Here is a 15,170-nt window from a genome sequence, read left to right as displayed (position 1 = left end):
GCTGTTACTTCAGGCTGATCGTGGTGTTGACGCCGTGGCTCAGCGTCTCGTCGTCGAACCAGCGCGCGGTGACGGTCTTGGTCTGCGTGTAGAACAGCACCACCTGCTTGCCGTACGGACCCAGGTCGCCCAGCTTGGAAGCGCGCGAACCGGTGAACGAGAACAGTGGCACCGGCACCGGGATCGGCACGTTGATGCCGACCTGGCCGACGTCGATGTCTTCCTGGAACCGGCGTGCTGCGGCGCCGGACTGGGTGAACAGCGCGGTGCCGTTGCCGTTCGGGTTGCTGTTGACCATGGCGATGGCCTCATCCAGCGTTTCCGCTTCGAGGATGACCAGCACCGGCCCGAAGATTTCTTCCTGGTAGATGCGCATGTCGGTGGTGACACCGGCAAAGATGGTCGGGCCGACGAAGTTGCCCTTCTCGAAACCATCGACCTGCGGCTTGCGGCCATCGAGCACCAGCTTGGCACCCTGCTCCACGCCCGAAGCGATCAGGCCTTCGACGCGATCACGGGCGCTGCAGGAAATGACCGGGCCGACGTCGGTGCCGGCGACCGTGCCACCGCTGACCTTCAGGGTCTTGGCCTTTTCGACCAGGTCCTGCACCCAATCGCGTGCTTCACCGACCAGCACCAGGGTGGAGGCGGCCATGCAGCGCTGGCCTGCCGCACCGAAGGCCGCGCCGACCATCGCATTGAGGGTCTGCTCCTTGTTGGCGTCCGGCAGCACCACGGCGTGGTTCTTGGCGCCCATCATGCACTGCACGCGCTTGCCGGCCAGCGAGGCGCGGTTGTACACGTGGGTACCGACGCGGGTGGAACCGACGAACGACACCGCCTTGATGTCCGGGTGGTCGCAGATGGCGTTGACCACTTCCTCACCGCCGTGGACCACGTTCAGCACGCCCTTGGGAATGCCCGCTTCCAGCGCCAGTTCGACCAGGCGCATGGTGACCATCGGGTCCTGCTCGGACGGCTTGAGGATGAAGGTGTTGCCGGTGGCAATGGCCATCGGGAACATCCACAGCGGAATCATCGCCGGGAAGTTGAACGGAGTGATGCCTGCGCACACGCCCAGCGGCTGCATGATCGAGTAGGTGTCCACGCCGTTGGCCACGTTGTTGGCCAGCTCGCCCAGCTGCAGGTTGCCGATGGCGGCCGCATGCTCGACCACTTCCAGGCCGCGGAACACATCACCTTCGGCGTCCGGCAGGGTCTTGCCCTGTTCGGCGGTGAGGATGTGCGCCAGCTCGCTCATGTTTTCGCGGATGAGCTGCTGGTACTTCAGGAAGATGCGCGCACGGGTACCGATCGGGGTCTTGCGCCAGGTCTTGAAGGCCTCCTTGGCGGCAGCCACGGCGGCATCGACTTCACCGGTGGTGGCGAACGGCACCTGGGCCAGCACGTCCTGGGTGGCCGGGTTGATCACGTCCTGCCAGTGGGAGGTGGCCGATTCAACGAACTGGCCATCGATCAGCATGCGGATACGGGGCGCTGCAACAGTCATGACGACAATCCACGGGGTGCGAAAGATGCTTGGCATTATTCACAGGCCACGCCTCGATTTCCGGCCTGAATCCGCTTAATCTGGCCAATGCCCGCCACGATTCCTGTTAATCCTGTGAATTATTCAGCCCCCCAGCGCCAGCTCGGCCTGCGACTGCTGCGCCTGCGCGAGCAGCGCGGCTACAGCCAGGCCGACCTTGCCCGCGCCCTGGGGCTGTCGGCCAGCTACCTGAACCAGATCGAGCGCAACAAGCGCCCGCTGACGCCTGCGGTGCAGAAGAAGCTGGGCGAGGTGTTGGGCGATGTTTCCCCCCTGTTCGACGACGATGAGCCCGCCGCGCTGCAGGAGTCGCTGGGCGAGACCCTGCGCGATCTGGGCCTGGCCGACGTCAGCGCCACCGAACTGCGCGCGCTGGCCGGCAACCTGCCGCAGGTCAGCCGCGCGCTGCTGGACCTGCACCGCCGCCACCTGGCATTGCGCGAGCATGCCGCCGCGCTGGAGTTCCAATTGGGCGAGCCGGGTGCGGGCAGCACGTTGCCGGCGGGTGACCAGGTGCGCGAGTTCTTCAACCGCATGCACAACCACATCCCCGAGCTGGACGAACTGGCCGAGCAGTTGTTCGCCGAATGGGGGCTGGCGCCGGGACACGTGGCGCCACGGTTGCGCCAGCTGCTGGCCGACCGCCACGGGGTGCTGGTGGAAGTGGCCGCGCTGCAGGCCGGGCGCGAGAAGCGCCAGTACGATGCCGGCAGCCGTACGCTGTGGCTGCCCGACTACCTGGAGCCGGGCCAGCAGGCGTTCCAGATGGCGGTCGAGCTGGCGCTGCGTGGCTACCTGCCGCAGATCGATGCGGTGATCGCGCGCACCGGCTTCACCGACGAGGCCCGCATCGCACAGGCGCGTATCGGCCTGTCCAACTATTTCGCCGGTGCGCTGGTGATGCCGTACATGCGCTTTCTGCGCGCGGCCGAGGCCAGCGGCTATGACATCGAACTGCTGGCGCATCAGTTCGGTGTGGGATTCGAGGCGGTCTGCCATCGGTTGAGTACGCTGGCACGCCGCAGTGCGCCGGGGCTGCCGTTCTTCTTCATCCGCGTGGACCGCGCCGGCAACGTGTCCAAGCGCCACTCGGCCACCGATTTCCACTTCTCGCAGGTGGGTGGTTCCTGCCCGTTGTGGATCGTCTATGAGGCGTTCAACCAGCCCGGACGCATCCTCACCCAGACCGCGCGCATGCCCGATGGCCGCCGCCATTTCTGGCTGGCACGGCAGGTCAGCAGCGGACCGGTGGGCCACGGTCAGCCACGCAAGACCTTCGCGGTGGCACTGGGCTGTGACCTGCAGCATGCGGACAGGCTGGTGTATTCGCTCGGGCTGGACGTGCAGAGCCCGGGCAACTCGGTGTCGATCGGCCCGGGCTGCCGGGTGTGCCCGCGCGAGGACTGCATGCAGCGCGCGTTTACCCAGTTGCCGGGAAGGTAGGGGTTGGGTTCAGCAGGGCTGCGCCCTGTACCCGCCGAAGCGGTAGTGCCGGCCGCTGGCCGGCAACCTCAACAGCAACAGCATGCATTCCGTGGGATGGCGAGGTAGATCCACGCCATGCGTGGATGCTCTTCGACGAAYTGTCGRAMTATTCGATTYCGATGGGGATTCATCCACGCATSGCGTGGATCTACTAAACCTTCCGCGCGTCCGTTGCATCCCAGTTCAACGCCTTCACCGGAGACGACCATGTTCATGCTGCGCCCCTGCCTGGCCTTGCTGCTGGCTGCTGTCGCTGCGCCGGCATGGGCGACCTTTTCCATTGCCGCCTGCAACGAAGCCGGCGACTGCGGGGTGGCTGTCGCCACGCACAATCTCGCCGTCGGCGGTGTCGGCGTGCCGTGGGCGCAGGCGAAGGTCGGCGCGGTCGCCAGCCAGTTCGAAACCAACCCGACCTACGGCTCGAAGGGGCTGGCGCTGCTGGCCGAGGGTCGCACGCCGGCACAGGTGCTCAAGCAGTTGCTGGACGAGGATGGCGACTTCGATGGCACCAGCATCGCCGAGCGCCAGATAGGCCTGGTCAGCGCGCGCGGTGGTAACGCGCAGTACACCGGCGCGACCGCCCAGCAGGCCGATTGGGCCGGCGCCCAGGGCGAAGGCAACGTCAGCGTGCAGGGCAATGGATTGGCAGGGCCAGAGGTACTGGCCGCCATGCAACGCACATTTGCGGCCACCCACGGTGCGCTTGCCGCGCGCCTGTTGGCAGCACTGGAAGCGGGACAAGCGGCGGGTGGACAACGCAGCGGGCAATGGTCGGCGGCATTGCTGGTGCGCACGCCTGGCGGCGACTGGCAGGACACCGACCTGCGCGTGGATGCCGATCCGCGTGCCGTGCCGCGCCTGCGCGAGCTGTACGACGTGCGGCTTTCAAATGAAGCGATCATCCGCGCCGAGCAGCAGTGGGAAAAGGGCGACGTGGCCGGCGCACGCGCGTCGCTGGCCACCTCGCTGGCGCTGGCGCATGGCTGGGACCGGACGTGGGCACGCGCGGCGCGGCTGGCGATGTCGCAGGGTGAAACCGCATTGGCCCGCGAATACCTGGCGGGATTGCGCGCGCTCAATCCGGGATGGGTGAAGCAGGAATTGGCCTTGCCGTTGTATGCGCCATTGCGCGGCGATGCGGTGGTCAAGGCGTGGCGATAACCAACGGTAGCGCCGGGCCATGCCCGGCGAGCGCAGCAGCGCACCGCGATCAATAGATCGGCGTCACCTTCATCTGTGGCAACGGCCGTGGCGAGCCGTCGGTGAGGTCGGGACCAAGGTCATCCCAGCTGCGGCCCTGCTCCACCATCAACCCCCACAGCTGCTGCGATGCCAGCCGCTTGTCTTCCGAACCCAGCTTGTACGACGGCGGCGACGGCGTGCCGGTGGCCACCATCGCATAGGCGGCGCGATAGGCCAGCACCTGCTGCGCCGGATCGTCGGTGCGCGAAATCTCCAGCGTGTAGCGCTGGTAGGCCGAGGCCAGGTTGCGCCACCGGATCCAGTAATGGTTCTCGAACGAGAACGAGCAGAAGCGCGCACCGGCCAGGCTGCCCTTGTCGGCGATGCGGGTCAGCACCTCCTGTGGCATGTCCAGGTTCATGCCACCCTCGTCGCCCTGCAGGCTCACATGCACGATGCGGTCGCGATACCCCGGCGCACGCGCCTGCAGCAGGTCGCGCCAGTTCTGCATGGTGGCCACCACCGCAAACAGGAAACGGCCCAGCTCACCGGCCGCCAGCGGCGTGGCGATGGACTGGTAGTGCCGCTGCCATCCATGCCGGTTCTCGGTAGGCAGGAACACCGCGCGTTCCAGCGCCTGGCGGTTGTCGCTCTCGCGCACCACCGGCTCGGGACGTTGCGGATAGACCAGGTTGATGGCGAAAGTCGGCCAGCGCGGCAGCGCGGCATCGAACAGGTGGATCGGGAAGTTGCTGCTGATGCCGCCATCGGAGAACCAGCACACCCGGAACGCGGTGATCACCGGACCACAGGCCTGGCCCGCGCTGGTCAGCCCTTCCATGCTGTCGGCCACGTTGTGTCCGGCCTCACCTGCAGCCGTCGACGTCGGCTCGCAGCGACGTTCGCGACGCGAGGGCTCATGCAGCGGCACCGCGCTGATCAGCAGCGGGAAGCTGAGGCTCATGCGCGTGGCCACCAGTACCGGCAGCGATGCACCCTGCGGCAGGTGGTAGTAGTTGTGGCCTTCAACCTCGCGCGGTGGTCCGGCGCGGTCGACCATCCACTGCACCACACTGGCCGGGAACAGCTGCTCGAACTCCTCGCGCAGGAACCAGAACTGCGCGCCGCCCAACGGCAATGTGCGCGGTTCATTGTGCGACACGCAGGTGGTGATCATCTGCAGGGTGATGGCATGCGGGCTGTCTGGCTCGTCTGCGTAACGGGGCGCGTCGTGCAGGTCGGCAAAGGTCAGCGGCGCATCCATCGGCTTGCCCGCCAGCTGCTGCAGGCTTTCATGCAGCCACTCGGTCAGCGCGGGCTTGTCCGCACGGCGGCTCAGCCCGCTGCACAGGCCCAGCAGGTTGCGCCGCGCCACCCGTGCCACCCTTAGCGCAGCGGCGGCCACGCCTGCGCCATAGGCACACAGCAGCGAAGGCAGCAGGGTCGCCGCGACGCCGCTCCAGCCGCCGCCCCACCAGCCCAGGCCGAGCAACAGTGCCAGCGACACCAGCACTTCCAACGGCGCGATCTGGAACACCGCGATGGCCAGGCACAGCAACTTGCGCGGCCAGCCTGCGTTGCCGGTCAGCACCACCAGCAGTCGATATGCCGCGCGCGCGCCACTGGCCGGTTGGAACAGGCTGTAGATGAGCCCGCGTCGCGACAACTGTGCCGACACCGCCGACAGGCCACCGTACCCGGCGTCACCGGGCAGGGTTTCGCCGGCCTGCTGGCGCCGGTCGCCGTATGCCGCAGCGGCCGCCACGGCAGCGGCGATCGCACCGGCCGAGGTGCCACCGATGCTCTTGAAACGGTATTCGCGGGCCAGCGCGAGCACCGCATTGGGATACACGATGCCACTGGTGATGCCACCTTTCATGACCAGATCGCAGTACTTCGCCGCCACGAGCCACCTCCCGTCTGTCGGTGCCCAGTATGGCAAGACACGCTCTCACAGCCTGAGAAGGCAGCCACAGCTTCGGCGCGTGATGGTGTCCCTTGACCAAGACTGCCAACGGGTCCACCTTGCACCTGCCGAAGGTATCCATCCTGGCGTTCATGCGAGGGGATGGATTTAAACGGGAATCCGGTGAAGGCGCCTCGCGCGCCCATTCCGGAGCTGCCCCGCAGCGGTGAATGGAAACGAATCCTGCCAACAGCACTGGGCTCGCGCCTGGGAAGCGGCAGGTAGTAGGTGGGCCAGCCGGCCCGTGTCCATCAGCCCGAATACCGGCCCCGGCCGGGGGACGCGACCGTCCCCTGACTCGACCTGGAATCTCCGCGGGGAGGTTGCCGGGGCCATCGTCGTCCTGCGCGTGCAGGCGGTGTGGCCGCGCGCGTCCTGTTCACGGTTTCCGTCCAGACCTGCTGCCCACGCCCAGATGCACCCGACGATGACCGAGCTCCAACGCCCCACCCTGACCCTTCCCGACAACGGCCAGCGCCTGTTGCTGCACTCGTGCTGTGCGCCATGCTCGGGCGAAGTGATGGAGGCGATCACTGCCTCCGGGATCGACTACGCGATCTTCTTCTACAACCCCAACATCCATCCGGTGAAGGAATACGAGCTGCGCAAGCAGGAGAACATCCGCTTCGCCGAACAGCACGGCATCCCCTTCATCGACTGTGACTACGACACCGACAACTGGTTCAGCCGTGCGCGTGGCATGGAGAACGAACCCGAGCGTGGCATCCGCTGCACGATGTGCTTCGACATGCGCTTCGAGCGCACCGCGCTGTACGCGCACGAACATGGTTACGACACCATCAGCTCATCGTTGGGCATCTCGCGCTGGAAGAACATGGCGCAGATCAACGACTGCGGTGTGCGCGCCGCCTCGCGCTACGAGGGCCTGCAGTACTGGGACTACAACTGGCGCAAGGGCGGCGGTGCCAGCCGCATGGTCGAGATCAGCAAACGCGAGCAGTTCTACCAGCAGGAATACTGTGGCTGCGTCTACTCGCTGCGCGACGCCAACCGTCATCGTCGCGAGAACGGCCGCGAACGCATCAGGATCGGCCTGCTGTATTACGGGCAGGACAATGACGCCGCCAGCGGCGATTGACGTGCACGCGAGGGGCGGCCACGCTGTTCGCCCCTCCTGCGTTGTACCGGACCTGCCATGACCACCCTGCCCGCTGATGTCGCCCTGCTGGTGATCGACCTGCAGCCGGACTTCATGCCCGGTGGCGCCCTCGCCTGCGAACAGGGCGATGCGCTGGTGGCACCGATCAACGCGCTGCTGGCCGAGCGCCGCTACCGCACCGTGGTGGCCACCCAGGACTGGCACCCAGGCGACCATGCCTCGTTTGCCAGCCAGCATCCGGGGCATCTGCCCTTTGAAGCGATCCTGCTGCACGCGCAGCCGCAGACCCTGTGGCCGGACCACTGCGTGCAGGGCAGCACCGGCGCCGCCCTGCACCCCGGCGTGGACTGGACCGTGGCCGACCTGATCCTGCGCAAGGGCACCCGCCAGCAGGTGGATTCGTACAGCGCCTTCCGCGAGAACCACGGCCCCGATGGCACGCGTCCGGCTACCGGACTGGCCGGCTGGCTGCACGAACGCGGCATCCGCGAGGTGCACGTGTGCGGGTTGGCACGCGACTACTGCGTGCTGTGGAGCGCGCAGGACGCGGTGAAGTCGGGGTTCCGGGTGAAATTCCTGTGGGAGCTGACCCGCCCGGTGACCGAGGCCAATGACGTCATGGTGCGCGATGCCCTGGCGAAGGCGAGGATCGCGATTCTGTAATTTCGCCCCTGCAGGGACCGATGGTAGTGCCGGCCGCTGGCCGGCATCTGCACAGGTTCCGTGGCTGCCGGCCAACGGCCGGCACTACCCGGGCGCGCGTGCGCTGGTATTCCTGTCGGAACTATCGGAACACCACCGTGCGGTGCCCGTTGAGCAGGATGCGGTGCTCCACATGCCGGCGTACCGCCCGCGCCAACACCTGCGATTCAGTATCGCTGCCCAGCCGTACCAGCTCGCGCGGGGTCATTGCGTGATCCACGCGGGCCACGTCCTGTTCGATGATCGGGCCCTCGTCCAGGTCTTCGGTGACGTAGTGTGCGGTGGCGCCGATGATCTTGACCCCGCGCGCATGCGCCTGGTGGTACGGCTGCGCGCCCTTGAAGCTGGGCAGGAAGCTGTGGTGGATGTTGATCGCCCTGCCCGCCAGCGCACGGCACAGCGTGGGCGAGAGAATCTGCATGTAGCGCGCCAGCACCACCAGGTCGATGCGCTCGCGCTCGACCAGATCGATGATCTGCTGTTCCTGTGCCGCGCGCGTGTCCGCGTTCACCGGCAGATGGTGGAACGGCACCTGGTAGGACGCTGCCAGGGCTGCGAAGTCGGCATGGTTGGAGGCCACCGCAGCGATGTCCACTTTCAACTGGCCGCTGTGGGCACGGAACAGCAGGTCGTTCAGGCAATGGCCCTGCTTGCTGACCAGTACCAGCAGGCGCGGCCGGCGGCGGCCATCATGCAGCTGCCAGTCCATGCCGAAGTCCGCTGCCAGCGCGGCCATCGCCGTGTGCACGGTGTCCAGCGGCAAGCCCGCATCGCGGTCGAAGTGCACGCGCAGGAAGAAGCGACCGCTCTCCTCGTCGCCGAACTGCTGGGCGTCGAGGATGTTGCAGCCGTGGTCGAACAACAGGCCCGACACGCGGTAGACGATGCCGGTACGGTCGGGACAGGAGAGAGTGAGGATGGAATCGGGGCGCATCGCCGGAGTGTAGGCCAGCGCCGCTGCGCGGTGGACGATGGTCACCGATGCAACCGACTGCTTGGGACAGACCCAAGCGATACTTGGCCTTCCGCATGGCAAGCTGGTCGGTCATGAACCTGTTGCAGCTCATCCGCAGCTTCACCCGCACCGCAGAGACCGGCAGCATTGCCGCTGCGGCGCGCACCCTTGGCATCAGCGCCACCGCCGTGGGCCAGAACATCAACCGGCTGGAGGCCCACCTGGGCGTGCGGCTGCTGAACCGCAGTACGCGCCAGCTGGCGCTGAGCGAGGCCGGCACGGTGTATCTGGCGCAGGTGCGGCATATCGAAGCCGACCTGGCGCGCGCGCAGGCGATGGTGACCGCCGGCGACGTGGAGCCGGCCGGGCCCCTGCGCATCGCCAGCAGCAGCGCGTTCGGCCGGCACGTGCTGGCACCGCTGCTGCCCTCGCTGCAGCAGCGCTACCCGCAGCTGCAGCTGGAGCTGCGCCTGACCGATCGCGCCGTGCAGCACGGTGCCGAGGCGGTGGATGCCAGCATCCGCATCGGCGCGCAGCTGGAGGACGGGCTGGTGGCACGTCCACTGGCGCGCATCCCGTTCGTTTTCTGCGCCTCGCCGGCGTACCTGCAGGCGCACGGCACGCCGCTGCAACCGGCGCAGCTGGCCGCCCATCGCGGCCTGCTGCATCGCTTTCCCACCGATGGCCGGCCACTGCGCTGGGGCCTGCTGAAGAACGGCGAGCGGGTGGATGCAGCGCTGCCGCCGAGCATGGTCTGCGATGACATCGACGCGCTGGCCGAGCTGGCCGCCGCCGGTGCCGGCATCACCCGGCTGGCGGCGTTCGTGGCCGAGCCCTACCTGCGCGATGGTCGCCTGCAGTGCGTGTTCGGTTGCGGCACCGACTGGCAGCCGGAACCGATGGACGTCTACTTCTGCGTGAGCGACCGCCGCGATTTCACCGCCAAGATCCGCGCGCTGTTCGAGCACCTGCAGGCCGGCCTGCCGCCGGCCTGGCAGGTGTAGTGCTCAGCGCGGGCTGAACACGCCGCGTGCGTCGCGCGGTTCGCAGCGCAGGTACTGCGGTGCCGGCACCACGCTGTCGCCCAGTGCAGCGGCGGCGTGCCACGGCCAGCGCGGGTCGTACAGGATGCCGCGGGCCAGTGCGATGGCATCGGCCTGGTTGTGGCGCAGGATCGATTCGGCCTGCTCCGGCTCGGTGATCATGCCCACCGCGATCACCGGCATGCGCACCTTCTTGGCCTTGATCGCCGCCGCGAACGGCACCTGGTAGCCCGGGCCAACACTGATCTTCTGGCGCTCGTGCAGGCCGCCGCTGGACACATGCAGGAAATTGCAGCCGCGCGCGTCCAGCACCTGTGCCAGCGCCTCGCTCTGCACGATGTCCCAACCCCCCTCGACCCAGTCGCTGGCGGAGATGCGCACGCCTACGGCGACCTTGTCCGACACTGCGGCACGCACCGCGTCGAACACTTCCACCAGCATCCGCAGGCGGTTCGGCAGCGAGCCGCCGTAGCCATCGGTGCGGCGGTTGCTCAGCGGCGACAGGAACTGATGCAGCAGATAACCGTGCGCGGCGTGGATCTCGATCAGCTCGAAGCCCAGGCGCTCGGCGCGCACCGCGCTGGCGGCGAAAGCGGCAACGACTTCGGCGATACCGGCCTCGTCCAGTTCCTGCGGTGCCGGATCGGCGGCATGGAACGGCAGCGGCGAGGGGGCCACGGTCGCCCAGCCGCGGGCATCATCGGCCGGCAGCTGGCCACCGCCGTCCCAGGGACGATTCACCGACGCCTTGCGGCCCGCATGGCCCAGCTGCACGCCCAGCGGCATCGGCGACCAGCGGCGCACGCTGGCCAGCACCTGCGCCAGGGCCGCTTCGGTGCCGTCATCCCACAGGCCCAGATCGGCCCAGCTGATGCGGCCGCGCGCTTCGACCGCGGTGGCCTCCAGGATCAGCAGGCCCGCGCCGGACTGCGCCAGGTTGCCCAGATGCATGGCGTGCCAGTCGCTGGCGCGGCCGTCTTCGGCGGAGTACTGGCACATCGGCGCGACGACGATGCGGTTGGACAGGGTCAGGGGGCCGAAGGAGATCGGCGAAAACAGCTGGCTCACGGCAGTGGGGGGTGTACCAAAGGGGGTGCGTATTGCACCGCTGTGCGGCCGATAGATCAACCGTGTGGGTGGATCGCTGTTTCGTGGGGGCGCGTTGTGGGTAGCGCCGGGCCACGCCCGGCGAGCGCACAGCGCGGCAGCCCGTTTCCGCCGGGCATGGCCCGGCGCTACCCGATGACGAACCCGGCCAGCGCCTCGGCGCAGTCGCGCTCGTCCTTGAACTGCAGCAGGTCGTCGGCACGGGTGCGGCCACGGTTCAGCGCGGCCACCGGCAGACCCGCCTTGGCCGCCGCCTGCACGAAGCGGAAGCCGGAATAGACCATCAGCGAGGAACCCACCACCAGCACTGCATCCGCCTGCTGCAGGTGCTCATGCACCGTAGCCACGCGCTCACGCGGCACGTTTTCGCCGAAGAACACTACGTCCGGCTTCAGCAGGCCACCGCAGTGCGGGCAGTCGGGCACCGCAAACGCGGAGAAGTCGGTTTCCAGATCGGCGTCACCGTCGGGCGCGATACCGGCCTGCAGCAATTCCCAGCCGGGGTTGGCCTGCAGCAGCCGCTGCTGGAACGCCTCACGCTCGCTGCGGCGTTCGCAGCCCATGCAACGCACCAGGTCCAGGCGGCCATGCAGGTCGATCACGTTCTGGCTGCCCGCGCGCTGGTGCAGGCCATCCACGTTCTGGGTCAGCAGCACCTGCAGCTTGCCGCTGTCCTCCAGTGCGGCCAGCGCCTGGTGGGTGCCGTTGGGCCGGGCCTGGCCGAAGCGCGGCCACCCCAGCAGGCTGCGCGCCCAGTAGCGCTGGCGGGTGGCGGCCTCACCCATGAAGGCCTGGTAGGTCACCGGCGGCGTGCGCTTCCACTGGCCATCGGCATCGCGGTAATCGGGGATGCCCGAGGCGGTGCTGCAGCCGGCCCCGGTCAGCACGAACAGGCGCTGGGCGCGGTCGATGAAGTCGGTGAGCGGCGGGGTCATGGCAGCCAGATGGGGGCGCACCGGCGCCCCCGCAAGCATCGGCTCAGGCCGCCGGCGCGCCGGGCAGCTGCGGCACGGTCACCGGGTGGCCATCGTCGCCCAGGGCGATCATCACGAAGTGGCCACGGGTGCACAGCTTGCGCTCGCCGCTGTGCAGGTCCTCGGCGATCAGCTCCACCTCGACCTTCATCGAGCTGCGGCCAACCTCGACGATGCGGCCGATCGTCTCCACCATCTGGCCGATGCGGATCGGCAGCTTGAAATCGACCTGGTCGCTGCGCGCGGTCACCACGGTGCGGCGCGAGTAGCGGGCGGCGGCGAGGAAGGCGGCCTTGTCCATCCATGCCAGTGCCTGGCCACCGAACAGGGTGCCCATGTGGTTGGTGTGGTTGGGAAAGACGATTTCGGCCATGCGCACTTCGGTCGGCGGCACGGTCTCGGGGATGGGGGTCATGGGGGCGGTTCGGGTGTGGGGTGAGACGGATTTTAAGGCAGGTGATGTGCAGGCGGCGCTACACTTCGGCACCCCCACTGCGTGAACCCACCATGCCCGCCACGTCCGACCTGCTGGCCTTCGCCCTTGTCTCGCTGGCCATGGTGCTGACACCCGGGCCGAACATGATCTACGTGATCTCGCGCTCGATCTGCCAGGGCCGCGTGGCCGGGCTGATTTCGCTGGGCGGGGTGGCGCTGGGCTTCGTGTTCTACATGCTGTGCGCGGCGCTGGGCATCACCGCGCTGCTGATGACCGTGCCGTTCGCCTACGATGCGCTGCGCATCGGCGGCGCGCTGTACCTGCTGTACCTGGCGTGGCAGGCGCTGAAGCCCGGCGGCCGCTCGCCGTTCGCGGTGCGTGACCTGCCGGTGGACGGCCCACGCAAGCTGTTCGCGATGGGTTTCCTGACCAACGTGCTGAACCCCAAGGTCGCGGTGATGTACCTGTCCCTGCTGCCGCAGTTCCTGCACCCGGACAGCGAAGGCGGCGTGCTGATGCAGTCGCTGGTGCTGGGTTCCACCCAGCTGCTGGTCAGCGTGAGCGTGAACGGCATCATCGCGATGATGGCCGGCAGCATCGCCGGCTTCCTGGCTGCGCGTCCCACCTGGCAGGCGGTGCAACGGTGGTTCATGGGCACGGTGCTGGCCGGGTTGGCCGTGCGCATGGCGGTGGATGGGCGGCGGTGATGACCCTGCACAGCGTCGCCTTTTTCACCTGACGCCCCTGCAGCCTTAGCGGAAGGGAACAGCGGGCATCGCCTACCCCACCTTCACGCCTCGTGGGGACATGACAGGCTTCTCCATGAAGTCTGCACTGTGCGCCGGGACATGGACGCCTCCGATGCCGCAGCGATACTCCTATCTCAAGAACGATGGACCGTCCTGCATATGAACATGCTGTGCCGGCTGTTGTTCAAGGCTCGCTGCTTGCGATTGACTCAACGCATCAGCACGCCGCAGCGACTCCGCTTCAGGCGCACGAAGCGCATCCATCGTATTCATGTGTCCTCGGCGATGGGCAGGATCATCCATTGCCCCCTCCACTATAAAGACCCTCTCCCCACGAGCCAGGCTTTCTGTCGGGTTGTTGAGCACAACATGATCAACCCGCGAAAGCCCCTGCTCCTTCGCCAGTACCAACAGGCTTGCGGTCATCCGCTGGCTCGACTCGTCCCACGGCTTCCCATGCTCGGCGTCCAGGCGTTCCACACCAGCCCTAATCTGCATATAGAGAGAACGGTCTGCATCACCGAGTTCAGCTGTTGAAGAAGAAACTCGATGCAGCGACGGCGAGTCGTCGATGGAAGTGCCAACTCTCTCCGCAACCGCAGTGCTTTCGGCGTCAAGTTCTGGCTCCGGCCTGCGCTGCCGCCGCTGCGGGGGTGCTATGTGTTGATCATAGTAGGCGCCGTAGTAAAGCTCGTAATTCGCATGACGGCCAACTGACGGAACCTCCGTCTTGAATACCTCAGCGATCTGTCCAAGCGCTTGGCTACGATTGATCCGCCCGGCCTGGAGTTCAACTGCAATAGCCCCATACTGCTGTGGTCGATTACCCGTGCCTGACACGCCAATATCCGGTCCACCAGCCGCGACAATTTCGCGCTGGACCTGGACATTGCTGAGAGTCGCGGCTGCTTCTCCTCGCAACATGCTGTTTACATAAGATTGCTTGGAAGTCCGATCTGGGCCTTCGGTGAAGAGATGGTGCCCAACTTCGTGAGAAAGAGAACGTGCAATTCTGGGGCCTTGCCCGATCGCGTTCTCGTCAATAACGATCTTCACACCGGGAACAAGATAGGTGCCGCCACCGGCTTGCCCCCAGACAACATCCAGACCGTCGCGTCCTGCTTGGGCGAGACCCGCTTGAAGTGTTGTGGATTTCGCCAGAATCGGCGTAAACGAGGGGTCGGCCAATGGCGATGTAGGACGACGTGCGGCTCCTGGGCGCCCCCCCTCCTGCTGCTGTGGCAGTCCAACTTCTTCAGTACGCTCCATGGTGCGGCTCCTCCGCAATGACAGGGGGTCAGCGCTGCCTGATCGATACGTAGGTCAGCGTCACGTTGTCAGAGGCGAGCCCGAGCACGACCGTGGCACTGTTCACCTGCACGGACCAGTAAGGGCGGGAATCAGGCGCATCGGGGTGAGGTGGATACAGGGTGGAGTCCTCCCAGATGATTTCCTTGAGCACAATGCTCGGTGGCACGACCTCAAAGATCAGGTTCGCATGCGCAGGATCGTCGGCAGGACTTCTCAGCGTGATGTTCCGGACCTCAAGGTCACCCAACATTCCGCGTTCTGCGATCCGCTCGTCCCTCAAGCCCTGTCGAGTCGGCTCTCCCAGGTGCGTGTGAAGCTGTTCATTCAATGCATCGACATCATCAAAACGCACGCTGGTCAAACGCTCGATGTCGCTCTTGAATCGCTCCATACCAGTTTCACTCCCTGATTTGACGGACTGTCTTTGATTCAAATGATGCGACAGGGCTGGCGCGCCGCTCGAGCACGCTGACAGTACCAACGCTGCAATAGTGATTGTGAGGCAGCGATACCCTGCTACCCAGGGGCGGCGCCGAAGTCCACCTTTTGATGAAGAAGCGCATTTCTCGACCCATGCATCCATGAAAGTAC

14 protein-coding genes and 1 riboswitch are annotated in these 15,170 nt (G+C 66.7%); of the genes, 6 read left to right on the top strand and 8 right to left on the bottom strand.

The features are described 5' to 3' along the window. Window positions 1-4 precede the first annotated feature (4 nt). On the bottom strand, window positions 5-1,510 hold the full coding sequence (locus AB4Y98_RS06395) for a CoA-acylating methylmalonate-semialdehyde dehydrogenase (protein WP_442244006.1): 1,506 nt from the start codon (window positions 1,508-1,510) through the stop codon (window positions 5-7). A gap of 87 nt (window positions 1,511-1,597) precedes the next feature. On the opposite strand from AB4Y98_RS06395, the gene AB4Y98_RS06390 reads away from it, so the two are divergent. Beyond that, window positions 1,598-2,992: a helix-turn-helix domain-containing protein gene (locus AB4Y98_RS06390; RefSeq protein ID WP_442244005.1), complete on the top strand. Its 1,395-nt coding sequence runs from the start codon at window positions 1,598-1,600 to the stop codon at window positions 2,990-2,992. 249 nt (window positions 2,993-3,241) lie between these two features. Next, a complete protein-coding gene (locus AB4Y98_RS06385; protein WP_442244004.1) occupies window positions 3,242-4,195 on the top strand; it encodes a DUF1028 domain-containing protein in 954 nt (317 codons plus the stop codon). 49 nt (window positions 4,196-4,244) lie between these two features. On the opposite strand, the gene AB4Y98_RS06380 is transcribed toward AB4Y98_RS06385, so the two are convergent. Further along, on the bottom strand, window positions 4,245-6,095 hold the full coding sequence (locus AB4Y98_RS06380) for an RpoH suppressor (protein WP_442244003.1): 1,851 nt from the start codon (window positions 6,093-6,095) through the stop codon (window positions 4,245-4,247). A gap of 142 nt (window positions 6,096-6,237) precedes the next feature. Further along, window positions 6,238-6,468: riboswitch (cobalamin riboswitch) on the top strand. A gap of 141 nt (window positions 6,469-6,609) precedes the next feature. Here AB4Y98_RS06380 and AB4Y98_RS06375 point away from each other — a divergent pair. After that, complete coding sequence (locus tag AB4Y98_RS06375) at window positions 6,610-7,281, top strand: epoxyqueuosine reductase QueH (protein ID WP_312786999.1); 672 nt, start codon at window positions 6,610-6,612, stop codon at window positions 7,279-7,281. Window positions 7,282-7,338: 57 nt separating this feature from the next. After that, entirely contained in the window at window positions 7,339-7,965 is a 627-nt protein-coding gene (pncA, locus tag AB4Y98_RS06370; RefSeq protein ID WP_442244002.1) for a bifunctional nicotinamidase/pyrazinamidase, read from the top strand. A 121-nt stretch (window positions 7,966-8,086) separates the two neighbouring features. Here the strand turns inward: pncA and purU are convergent, their stop codons facing one another. Then, window positions 8,087-8,938, bottom strand: coding sequence for a formyltetrahydrofolate deformylase (gene purU, locus AB4Y98_RS06365; protein ID WP_099819594.1), 852 nt, complete (start codon window positions 8,936-8,938; stop codon window positions 8,087-8,089). A 113-nt stretch (window positions 8,939-9,051) separates the two neighbouring features. Between purU and AB4Y98_RS06360 the strand changes: the two genes are divergently transcribed. Next, window positions 9,052-9,963: a LysR family transcriptional regulator gene (locus tag AB4Y98_RS06360; protein WP_059064056.1), complete on the top strand. Its 912-nt coding sequence runs from the start codon at window positions 9,052-9,054 to the stop codon at window positions 9,961-9,963. Window positions 9,964-9,966: 3 nt separating this feature from the next. Here the strand turns inward: AB4Y98_RS06360 and AB4Y98_RS06355 are convergent, their stop codons facing one another. The 3 genes from AB4Y98_RS06355 to AB4Y98_RS06345 form a co-directional block, all read right to left on the bottom strand. Then, window positions 9,967-11,070 (bottom strand): NADH:flavin oxidoreductase/NADH oxidase, encoded by a 1,104-nt coding sequence (locus AB4Y98_RS06355; protein ID WP_105163262.1) that lies wholly within the window; start codon window positions 11,068-11,070, stop codon window positions 9,967-9,969. A gap of 167 nt (window positions 11,071-11,237) precedes the next feature. Beyond that, on the bottom strand, window positions 11,238-12,044 hold the full coding sequence (locus tag AB4Y98_RS06350) for an NAD-dependent protein deacetylase (protein WP_442244001.1): 807 nt from the start codon (window positions 12,042-12,044) through the stop codon (window positions 11,238-11,240). Window positions 12,045-12,087: 43 nt separating this feature from the next. Next, window positions 12,088-12,498: an acyl-CoA thioesterase gene (locus tag AB4Y98_RS06345; RefSeq protein ID WP_025875773.1), complete on the bottom strand. Its 411-nt coding sequence runs from the start codon at window positions 12,496-12,498 to the stop codon at window positions 12,088-12,090. Between the two features lie 92 nt (window positions 12,499-12,590). Between AB4Y98_RS06345 and AB4Y98_RS06340 the strand changes: the two genes are divergently transcribed. After that, on the top strand, window positions 12,591-13,226 hold the full coding sequence (locus tag AB4Y98_RS06340; RefSeq protein ID WP_089241505.1) for a LysE family translocator: 636 nt from the start codon (window positions 12,591-12,593) through the stop codon (window positions 13,224-13,226). Window positions 13,227-13,397: 171 nt separating this feature from the next. Here AB4Y98_RS06340 and AB4Y98_RS06335 read toward each other — a convergent pair whose 3' ends face one another. Further along, window positions 13,398-14,537, bottom strand: coding sequence for an XVIPCD domain-containing protein (locus tag AB4Y98_RS06335; protein WP_442244000.1), 1,140 nt, complete (start codon window positions 14,535-14,537; stop codon window positions 13,398-13,400). 28 nt (window positions 14,538-14,565) lie between these two features. Beyond that, window positions 14,566-14,970 (bottom strand): hypothetical protein, encoded by a 405-nt coding sequence (locus tag AB4Y98_RS06330; protein ID WP_248148361.1) that lies wholly within the window; start codon window positions 14,968-14,970, stop codon window positions 14,566-14,568. Window positions 14,971-15,170 lie beyond the last annotated feature (200 nt).

The organism is Stenotrophomonas sp. 2YAF26 (assembly GCF_052114625.1).
Classification (GTDB): Bacteria; Pseudomonadota; Gammaproteobacteria; order Xanthomonadales; family Xanthomonadaceae; genus Stenotrophomonas; species Stenotrophomonas indicatrix.
The sequence above is the reverse complement of the archived record's forward strand: the minus strand, read 5'-3'. Positions and strand labels throughout refer to the sequence as shown.